General features: G+C 71.9%; 8 protein-coding genes. 2 read left to right on the forward strand and 6 right to left on the reverse strand.

The annotated features are described in order from the left end of the window. Nucleotides 1–23: 23 nt before the first annotated feature. From ruvX to ABD347_RS30535, 4 genes are read right to left on the reverse strand one after another with little or no spacing between them, the layout of a single operon-like run. Entirely contained in the window at nt 24–488 is a 465-nt protein-coding gene (ruvX, locus tag ABD347_RS30520; RefSeq protein WP_344367242.1) for a Holliday junction resolvase RuvX, read from the reverse strand. Beyond that, nucleotides 488–3,157, reverse strand: a complete 2,670-nt coding sequence (gene alaS / locus ABD347_RS30525) for an alanine--tRNA ligase (protein ID WP_344367244.1) — start codon at nt 3,155–3,157, stop codon at nt 488–490. The genes ruvX and alaS overlap by 1 nt, the downstream gene beginning before the upstream one ends. Then, nucleotides 3,157–3,489, reverse strand: coding sequence for a DUF6167 family protein (locus ABD347_RS30530; RefSeq protein WP_344367246.1), 333 nt, complete (start codon nt 3,487–3,489; stop codon nt 3,157–3,159). Before ABD347_RS30530 ends, alaS begins: the two co-directional genes overlap by 1 nt. Nucleotides 3,490–3,496: 7 nt before the next feature. Then, complete coding sequence (locus tag ABD347_RS30535) at nt 3,497–3,928, reverse strand: DUF948 domain-containing protein (RefSeq protein WP_344367248.1); 432 nt, start codon at nt 3,926–3,928, stop codon at nt 3,497–3,499. A 177-nt stretch (nt 3,929–4,105) separates the two neighbouring features. Between ABD347_RS30535 and ABD347_RS30540 the strand changes: the two genes are divergently transcribed. Beyond that, a complete protein-coding gene (locus tag ABD347_RS30540; protein WP_344367250.1) occupies nt 4,106–6,229 on the forward strand; it encodes an ATP-binding protein in 2,124 nt (707 codons plus the stop codon). A 207-nt stretch (nt 6,230–6,436) separates the two neighbouring features. Here the strand turns inward: ABD347_RS30540 and rpsD are convergent, their stop codons facing one another. Beyond that, a complete protein-coding gene (rpsD, locus tag ABD347_RS30545; RefSeq protein ID WP_344367252.1) occupies nt 6,437–7,051 on the reverse strand; it encodes a 30S ribosomal protein S4 in 615 nt (204 codons plus the stop codon). 194 nt (nt 7,052–7,245) lie between these two features. On the opposite strand from rpsD, the gene ABD347_RS30550 reads away from it, so the two are divergent. Beyond that, nucleotides 7,246–7,926 carry a DUF2470 domain-containing protein gene (locus ABD347_RS30550; RefSeq protein ID WP_344367254.1) on the forward strand — a complete coding sequence of 227 codons (681 nt, stop codon included), beginning with the start codon at nt 7,246–7,248 and terminating at the stop codon, nt 7,924–7,926. Here ABD347_RS30550 and ABD347_RS30555 read toward each other — a convergent pair. After that, nucleotides 7,923–9,281, reverse strand: a complete 1,359-nt coding sequence (locus ABD347_RS30555) for a replication-associated recombination protein A (RefSeq protein ID WP_344367255.1) — start codon at nt 9,279–9,281, stop codon at nt 7,923–7,925. The genes ABD347_RS30550 and ABD347_RS30555 overlap by 4 nt on opposite strands. Nucleotides 9,282–9,380 lie beyond the last annotated feature (99 nt).

Here is a 9,380-nt window from a genome sequence, read left to right on the forward strand (position 1 = left end):
CGCGGAACGTTACAGTATCGCGATCAGATGACCACTTCGACGCTCTCTCCGGGCGGATTACCTGATACCCGTTCGGACTCAAGAGCGTTCTGAAGGATGATCACAGCGGCTGCCTGATCGATGACAGACCTGCCCTTTCGGGACTTCACACCCGATGCGCGCAGCCCCTGGCCGGCCGTGACTGTGGTCATCCTCTCGTCCACGAGCCGGACCGGGACCGGGGAGACCCCCCGGGCGAGCTCCTGTACGAAGACACGCACCTTGGCCGCGGCCGGGCCCTCGCCCCCGCTGAGGGAGCGAGGCAGCCCGACGACGATCTCGATCGGTTCGTACTCCTCGGTGAGCTGCTTCAACCGCCGGTGGGCGGCCGGGACATCACGGCCCGGCACGGTCTCCACCGGAGTGGCGAGCACCCCGTCGGGGTCGCACGAGGCGACCCCGATCCGGGCGTCCCCGACGTCGATCGCGAGCCTGCGGCCCCGTCTCATCAGACGGTGTCCGCGACGAGCCGCTCGACGGCGCCGATGGCCTCGCCGATGGCGTCCGGGTTCTGGCCGCCGCCCTGGGCGACGTCCGGCTTGCCGCCACCGCCGCCACCGAGGGTCTTGGCGGCGGTACGGACCAGCTCGCCGGCCTTGAGGCCCCGCTCGCGGGCGGCCTCGTTGGTGGCGATGACCGTCAGCGGACGGCCATTGGCCGTGGTGAAGAGGGCGACGACGGCCGGACGGTCGCCCGGGATGCGGCCGCGCACGTCCAGGACGAGCCTGCGCAGGTCGTCGGCGGACGTGCCGTCCGGCACCTGTCCGGTCACCAGGGCCACACCGCGCACGTCCTGGGCGCCCTGGGCGAGACCGGCGGCCGCCTGGAGCACCTTCTCGGCGCGGAACTTCTCGATCTCCTTCTCGGCGTCCTTCAGCTTGGCGAGCATGCCGGAGATCTTCTCGGGAAGCTCCTCGGGACGGCCCTTGACCAGCTCCTGGAGCTGGGCGACGACCGTGTGCTCCCTGGCCAGGAAGTTGTACGCGTCGACGCCGACCAGGGCCTCGATACGGCGCACGCCGGAGCCGATCGACGACTCGCCGAGCAGCTTCACCAGGCCCAGCTGGGCGGTGTTGTGGACGTGCGTCCCGCCGCACAGCTCCTTGGAGAAGTCGCCGATGGTGACCACACGGACCCGCTCGCCGTACTTCTCTCCGAACTCGGCGATGGCACCCTGCCGCTTGGCCTCGTCGATCGCCATGACCTCGGCGTGCACGTCGAGCTCGCGGGCCAGCACCTCGTTGATCTTCTGCTCGACATCGGTCATGACCGTCTGCGGGACGGCGGACGGCGAGCCGAAGTCGAACCGGAACCGGCCGGGCTGGTTCTCCGAACCGGCCTGGGCGGCCGTCGGGCCGAGAGCGTCACGCAGCGCCTGGTGGGTGAGGTGCGTGGCGCTGTGCGCGCGGGCGATGGCACGACGGCGCCTGACGTCGATCGTGGCGTAGGCGGTGGCCCCGACGGTCACCTCGCCGACCTGCACCGACCCCTTGTGGACGGAGACGCCCGGGACCGGCTGCTGGACGTCGCGCACCTCGATGACGGCGCCGCTGTGCAGCCTGATGCGGCCCGTGTCGGCGATCTGGCCGCCGCCCTCGGCGTAGAACGGCGTACGGTCGAGGACGACCTCGATGTCGTCGCCCTCCGTGGCGGCCGGCGAGGGGACGCCGTTGACGAGCAGGCCGACGACGGTCGTCTCGCCCTCGGTGTTGGTGTAACCGGTGAACTCGGTGGCGCCGGAGGTGTCGGCGATCTCGCGGTAGGCCGAGACGTCGGCGTGGCCGGTCTTCTTGGCCCTGGCGTCGGCCTTGGCGCGGTCCCGCTGCTCCTTCATCAGGCGGCGGAAGCCGTCCTCGTCCACGGAGAGGCCCTGCTCGGCGGCCATCTCCAGGGTGAGGTCGATCGGGAAGCCCCAGGTGTCGTGGAGCAGGAACGCCTTGTCGCCGGGGAGCACCGTGCCGCCCGAGGCCTTGGTCTCGGTGACGGCGGTGTCGAGGATGTTGGTGCCGCCCTTGAGGGCCTTGAGGAAGGCGGCTTCCTCCGCGAGGGCGACGGTCTCGATGCGCTTGCGGTCGGTCTCCAGCTCCGGGTACTGCTCGCCCATCGTCCGGATGACCGTGTCGACGAGCTCGCCGACGACCGGGCCGGTGGCACCGAGCAGGCGCATGTTGCGGACGGCGCGGCGCATGATGCGGCGCAGGACGTAACCACGGCCCTCGTTGCCGGGGGTGACGCCGTCGCCGATGAGCATCACGGAGGTCCGCATGTGGTCGGCGACCACGCGCAGCGAGACGTCGCTGTCCTTGGCGGCACCGTACTGGACACCGGTGAGGGCGGTGGCCTTGTCGATGACGACCTTCAGGGTGTCGGTCTCGTACATGTTCTGCACGCCCTGGAGGATCATCGCCAGGCGCTCCAGGCCGAGGCCCGTGTCGATGTTCTTGCTCGGCAGGTCACCGAGGATCTCGAAGTCCTCCTTCGAGGTGCCCCCGCCCCGCTCGTACTGCATGAAGACCAGGTTCCAGATCTCCACGTACCGCTCGTCGTTGACGGCCGGGCCGCCCTCGGCGCCGAACTCGGGACCGCGGTCGTAGTTGATCTCGGAGCAGGGGCCGCAGGGGCCGGGGACGCCCATGGACCAGAAGTTGTCCTTCTTGCCCAGGCGCTGGATGCGCTCGGCCGGAACGCCCACGACGTCGCGCCAGATCTGCTCGGCCTCGTCGTCGTCCTGGTAGACGGTGATCCAGAGCTTCTCCGGCTCCAGGCCGTAACCGCCGTGCTCGACGGAGCCGGTCAGCAGCTCCCAGGCGAGCTTGATGGCGCCTTCCTTGAAGTAGTCGCCGAAGGAGAAGTTGCCGCACATCTGGAAGAACGTGCCGTGGCGGGTGGTCTTGCCGACCTCCTCGATGTCCGGCGTGCGCACGCACTTCTGCACGCTGGAGGCGCGCGTGTAGGGCGGCTTCTCCTCGCCGAGGAAGAAGGGCTTGAACGGCACCATGCCGGCGTTGACCAGGAGGAGAGTCGGGTCGTCCGCGATGAGCGACGCCGAAGGGACGACGGTGTGCCCGCGCTCCTCGAAGAAGCTCAGCCAGCGGCGGCGGATTTCAGCCGACTCCATCAGTGGTCCTCATTCCGGTTGTACGAGTGGTGGTGGGGGTACGGGGGGCGGGCGCTGTCCAGCGGGGCCGCGCGGCGCGGCGCGGGCAGCGCCGGGTCGTCGGCGGGCGCCTCGATGCCCAGCGCTTCCCCCAGCTCGGCCTCGCGCTGGAGCATGCCCGCCCGCACGTCGAGGGCGAACTCCTTGAGCCGGTGGCCGGCCTCGACCGCCTTGTCGGCGGCCTGGGCGGCGAGGCTCTCGGGCGTCAGCTGCTTGAGCTTGCGGTTGACCTTGGTGGTGGCCCACACGCCGGTCGCGGCGCCCGCGGTGAACCAGAAAGCACGGCGGAACATCCTTGAGTCAGCCTTTCCGCTTCCGGCCCCTGGCTCCCGGCACGGTACGGCCGACGATCACCGTACGCCGGGGCCGCTCGGCCGGCCCGTCGTTCTTGTTCCGGCTCATCGCCCGGCGCACGCCGTAACCGAAGGCGGCGACCTTGACGAGCGGTCCGCCGAAGGTGGAGGCGACCGTCGTGGAGAGCGCGGAGGCGTTGGAGGTGACTTCCTGGACGTCCGTCGCGATGGCGTCGACCCGGTCGAGCTGCGTCTGCGCCGAGCGCACCGTCGCGGAGGCGTCGGCCAGCAGCGGGACGGCCTGTTCGGTCACCTCGGCCACGAGCCGGGTGGTCGCCCTGAGCGTCTGGGCCAGCCTCACCAGCACCACGGCCAGGAAGGAGACCAGGATCGCCCAGAAGACGGCCACGAGAATCCCGGCAACCTCTCCACCGGTCACTGCGCACCGCTCTCTGCTCGTCGGTCGTCGGTCGTCGCATGTCGGACGCCCTGAAAAGTCGTCCTCCGAGCCTATCGCGCCGCCGCTCGCTCCCCGTACCGCATTACGGGCACGCGGAGCCGGAGCCATGTGGTCCGATTGTACGGAGTGCGTATGCGCAAGTACGCTCCGTGTCTCATGCGACGGAGCAATCTGAGCAATCTGCCCGCGGAGCTGAACCGGTTCGTCGGTCGCGGTGCCGAGATCCGCGAACTACAGGGGCTGCTCACCCGGTTCCGGCTCGTCACCGTGGTCGGTGTCGGCGGCGTGGGCAAGTCCCGCCTGGTGGTACGGGCCGCTGCCGCTGCGGAGAAACGCTACTGCGACGGGGTCCGGCTCGCGGAACTCGCGCCACTGCGTGACCCGGGCCTGTTGGAGCAGGCCCTGCTGGACGCGCTCGGCCTCACGGACCACACACGGCGCCCGCCGCGCGAGGTCCTGGCCGAGCACCTCGTCGACCGCCGGCTGCTGCTGGTCCTCGACGGCTTCGAGCACCTGGTGGACGACTGCGCCGGGCTCGTACGGGAGTTGCTGCGCCGCTGCCCCGGCCTGACCGTGCTGGCCGCGGCCCGGTGCCCGCTGCGGCTGGACGGTGAGGCCGTGGTACCCCTGGCCCCGCTGCCCGAGGCCGACGCCGTGCGGCTGTTCACCGAGCGGGCCGCGGCGGTGCTGCCGGGCTTCCGGACCGAGGACGGCGGCCGCGTGGAGGGCGACGATTCCGTACGGGAGCTCTGCCGCCGCCTCGACGGTATTCCGCTCGCCCTGGAACTGGCCGCGGGCCGGCTGCCCGCGCTCGGCGTGGAACAGATGCTGCACCGGCTGGACGACCGGTTCCGGCTGCTGACCGGCGGCACGCGTGGCGCGCTGCCCCGGCACCAGACGTTGCGGACGGCCATCGGCTGGAGCCATGAGCTGTGCACGCCCCGGGAACGGCTGCTGTGGGCACGCCTGTCGGTGTTCGTCGGCCCCTTCGACCTGGAGGCGGTCGAGTACGTGTGCGGTGGCCCGGAGCTGCCGGCCGACGAGGTGCTGGACACCGTCGCCGGGCTGGTGGACCGGTCCGTGGTGCTGCGCGAGGAGACACCCGCGGGCGTGCGCCACCGGATGCTCGACACGGTCCGGGCGTACGGGGCGGAGTGGCTGGCGGAGCTGGGCGACGAGGAGCGGATGCGGCGCCGGCACCGCGACTGGTACATGGGGCTGGCGACCTGGTGCGAGCTGGAGTGGTTCAGCCCGCGCCAGGCCGAGGTGGCCGCCTGCGCCGACAGCGCCCTGCCCGATCTGCGGGCGGCTCTGGAGCTGTGCCTGGAGGCCCCCGAGGAAGCCCACCTGGCGCAGCACCTCGCCGCGACGCTCTGGTTCTGCTGGGTCGGCTGCGGGCGCCTGGCGGAGGGGCGGCACTGGCTGGACCGGGTGGTGGCCCTGGAACCGGGCCACGACGAGGCCCGGCTGCGGGCGCTGTGGGTGCTGGGGTACGTGGCGGTCCTGCAGGGCGACGACACGGCGGCGGTGGCGGCGCTGTACGAGTGCGGGGAGGGCGCCGCCCGTACGGGCAACGCGCTGGCCGCCGCGTACACGACCCACCGGATGGGCTGCCTGGCACTGCTCTCGGACGACATGCCGCGCGCGGAGGAGCTGCTGTCGCAGGCGCTGACCGCGTACCGCGAGCTGGGCGAGCTGAACAGCCAGGTGCTGATGGGCCAGGTCGAGCTGGCGATGGCGAAGGTGTTCCTCGGCGAACCGGAAGCGGCCGTGGCACTGTGCCGGGAGGTGCGGGAGGTCTGTGAGGACCGGGGCGAGCTGTGGACGCGGGCGTACGCGCTCTATGTCCTGGCGTACTCGGCCTGGACGCGCGGAGCGTACGGGGAGGCCCGGGAGCTGCTGGGCGAGTGCATCGCCATCGACCACGCGTTCCACGACCTGGTCGGGCTGGTCCTGGCCGTGGAGCTGCTGGCGCTGGTGACGGCGGCGGAGGGCGACCCGGCGGAGGCGGCGGTGCTCCAGGGGGCTGCCGCGCCGATGTGGGAGGCGGTCGGCCTGCCGCTCTTCGGCTCCGGCTACTTCAGCGCGCCCCGGGTCCTGTGCGAGCAGCGGGCGGGCGAGGAACTGGGCGCCGAGCGCTTCCGGTCGTGCGTGGCGGAGGGCAGCGCGCTGCCGCTGGACGCGGCGGTGGCGCGGGCGCTGTCGGGGCGCCCGCTGGACCGGGTGCCGTCGCCGCGTGGCGCTCGCACGCGGGCCCGCCGCGGCGGTCGTCCCGGCTGAGCGGGGCGGCGGGGCGCGGTGAGGTGGGGCGGTGCGGCCCCGCGGGTGTGCGGCCCCCGCCGGGAGGGGAGCCCTCCCGGCGCCGCCGCGGGGCGGGGCACGGCGCTTCGGCCGGGGCCCGGGGCCGCCCGGGGCCCGGAACGCGGGAGCCCGCCGTCCCCCGGAGGGAACGGCGGGCTCCGGAACCGTGTGAGTGTGACGCCCAGATCAGCGGGCGTAGTACTCGACGACCAGCTGCTCGTCGCAGATGACCGGGATTTCCTTGCGGTTCGGGTCGCGGTCGAGGCGGAAGGCCAGGGCCTTCAGGTTGACCTGCAGGTAGCGGGGGGTCTCACCGTCGGGGGCGAAGCCGCCCTCACGCGCGACCTGGAACAGGCTCTTGTTGCGGCTGCGCTCGCGGACCATCACGACGTCGTCGGGACGGACGCGGAACGACGGCTTGTCGACCTTGCCACCGTTGACCTCGATGTGGCCGTGAACGACCATCTGGCGGGCCTGGTAGATGGTGCGGGCGATGCCCGAACGCAGGACCAGGGCGTCGAGGCGGCGCTCGAGCTCGACGACCAGCGCCTCGCCCGTCTTGCCCTCGGCCTTCTTGGCGCGGTCGTAGGCACGCGCCATCTGACGCTCGCTGATGTCGTACTGCGCGCGCAGACGCTGCTTCTCGAGCAGACGGACCTTGTAGTCCGAGTTCTGCTTGCGGCCACGGCCGTGCTCACCCGGCGGGTAGGGGCGAGCCTCGAAGTACTTGACGGCCTTCGGCGTCAGCGCGATACCGAGCGCACGGGACTTCTTGACCTTGGGACGCGACTGGTTAGGCACGTTCTCCAGACCTCCGATATAGGTTAGGTTAGGCTTACCTTAATCAAGGAGATCGCATGTCGAGCCCTGGGAACACCACGCGCATCACAGACAGCAGCACAAAGAGCGATGCTCCTGCTATGCGGAGCATCGATGTGACGGAGGTCCGATCAGCTCATGGTCAGCCGCGTCCCAGCGGGCTTGAAACCGCCCGGATGCCGTCAGCAGCCGAGCGCACACGAACTCTCGTACAGAGTACATGCTCCGCGGTGCTCATCCTCCCCGGGGCGGACGGCGCCCGCTCGGAGGACCTGATGCCGGAGGCCCGGGTCGTCGGCACGGACGGCGAGGTCTACCTGATGTTCCCGGCCGACGCCCCGGCCGTACGCGCCGCCACGCACGCGCAGGACGGCGACCTGCCCGCCGTGCTGGAGCTCACGGATGTCGCCCCGGTCGCCGTCCCCGACCGTGTCCGCGGCCGGGCGTGGGTCTCCGGCCGGCTCACCTGCGCCCCGGGCGTCGCGGAACCCGGTCGCATGATGCTGCGCCTGGCTGTCGGCGAGGTGTACGTGGACGACCTGTGGGGCGACGCCGCGGTGCGCCCCGAGGAGTTCGCCGACGCCCTGCCGGACCCCCTCACCGGGTACGAGACGGAGCTGCTCCAGCACCTCGCCGCCGCGCACGACGACCATGTGCAGGGGCTGAGCGGCCTGCTCGGGCACCGTGCCGGCGTCCAGCGCGTGGTGCCTCTGGCGCTGGACCGGTTCGGGCTGCGGGTGCGCTGCCGGGACACGGCGGGGCAGTCCTTCGACGCGCGTTTCGACTTCCCCGAGCCCGTGCAGGACGTGCAGGGGCTGCGGCGGGCCATGCGCGCGCTGTTCGAGGCGGCCGGCTAGGCCGTTGCCTCGCCCCGCAGCCGCTCGCGGACCTTCTCCACCACGTCCGCGTACCGCGCCTCCGCGCCGTACCGCGTGGGCTCGTAGTAGCGCCTGCCGTGGATCTCGTCCGGGGCGTACTGCTGGGCCGCGATACCGCCCGGCACGTCGTGCGGGTACACATAGCCCTGGGCGTGGCCGAGCTTGGCCGCGCCCTTGTAGTGCCCGTCGCGGAGGTGGGGAGGGACGGGGCCCGCGAGGCCGTTGCGCACGTCCGCCCGGGCGGCGGCCATCGCCGTGGTCGCGGCGTTCGACTTGGGGGCCAGGGCGAGGGCGATCGTGGCGTGGCTCAGGGTGAGGGCCGCCTCCGGGAAGCCGATCATGGCCACGGCCTGCGCGGCCGCGACGGCGAGGGGCAGCGCGGTCGGATCCGCGAGACCGATGTCCTCGCTCGCCGAGATCATCAGGCGCCGGGCGATGAACCGCGGGTCCTCACCGGCCTCGACCATGCGGGCGAGGTAGTGCAGGGCCGCGTCGACGTCGGAGCCGCGGATCGACTTGATCAGGGCGCTGGCGACGTCGTAGTGCTGGTCGCCGTCCCGGTCGTACTTCACCGCCGCCCGGTCGACCGTCTCCTCGAGGGTGGCGAGGGTGATCTCGGGTTCGCCCTTCGCGAGGGCCGCCCCGGCCGCCGCCTCCAGGGCCGTCAGCGCCCGGCGGGCGTCGCCGCCCGCGATCCGCAGGAGGTGGGACTCGGCGTCCTCGGGCAGCGTCACCGCGCCGGTCAGACCGCGCTCGTCGGCGACCGCCCGCTTCAGCAGGCCCCGGATGTCGTCGTCGGTGAGCGGCTCCAGGGTGAGGAGCAAGGAGCGGGACAGCAGCGGGGAGATCACCGAGAAGTACGGGTTCTCGGTGGTGGCGGCGATGAGAGTGACCCAGCGGTTCTCGACGGCCGGCAGCAGCGAGTCCTGCTGGGCCTTGCTGAAGCGGTGGATCTCGTCCAGGAAGAGCACCGTCTCCTTGCCGAAGCCCCCGGCCGCGCGGCGGGCGCCGTCGATGACCGCGCGCACCTCCTTGACGCCCGCGGTGATCGCGGACAGCTCCACGAACCGCTTGTTGGTGGCCTTGGAGACGACGTACGCCAGTGTCGTCTTCCCGGTGCCGGGAGGACCCCAGAGGATCACGGACGAGGCACCCGCCGGACCCCCGGCGCCCTCGCCGACCAGGCGGCGCAGCGGTGACCCTGGCTTCAGCAGGTGCTGCTGGCCGACGACTTCGTCCAGGGTGCGCGGGCGCATGCGGACCGCCAGGGGACTGCTGGACGGGTCCTTCTCCTGGCGTTCTTCGGCTGCGGCGGTAAAGAGGTCGGGCTCCACGTCATGCAGCCTATGCCAGGGCACTGACAGTGCGGGTGGGGCCGGGGTAGCCGGTCAGCCGGTCCAGAAGTGCCACCAGCGGGTCAGGATCAGCATCCC

This window comes from Streptomyces gobitricini (assembly GCF_039532985.1).
GTDB lineage: Bacteria > Actinomycetota > Actinomycetes > Streptomycetales > Streptomycetaceae > Streptomyces > Streptomyces gobitricini.

Excerpts from the sequence above, each read along its gene's own strand:
- ruvX (WP_344367242.1), bottom strand. The coding sequence starts at position 488 with ATGAGACGGGGCCGCAGGCTCGCGATCGACGTCGGGGACGCCCGGATC.
- alaS (WP_344367244.1), bottom strand. The coding sequence starts at position 3,157 with ATGGAGTCGGCTGAAATCCGCCGCCGCTGGCTGAGCTTCTTCGAGGAG.
- ABD347_RS30530 (WP_344367246.1), bottom strand. The coding sequence starts at position 3,489 with ATGTTCCGCCGTGCTTTCTGGTTCACCGCGGGCGCCGCGACCGGCGTG.
- ABD347_RS30540 (WP_344367250.1), top strand. The coding sequence starts at position 4,106 with ATGCGACGGAGCAATCTGAGCAATCTGCCCGCGGAGCTGAACCGGTTC.
- ABD347_RS30550 (WP_344367254.1), top strand. The coding sequence starts at position 7,246 with ATGCCGTCAGCAGCCGAGCGCACACGAACTCTCGTACAGAGTACATGC.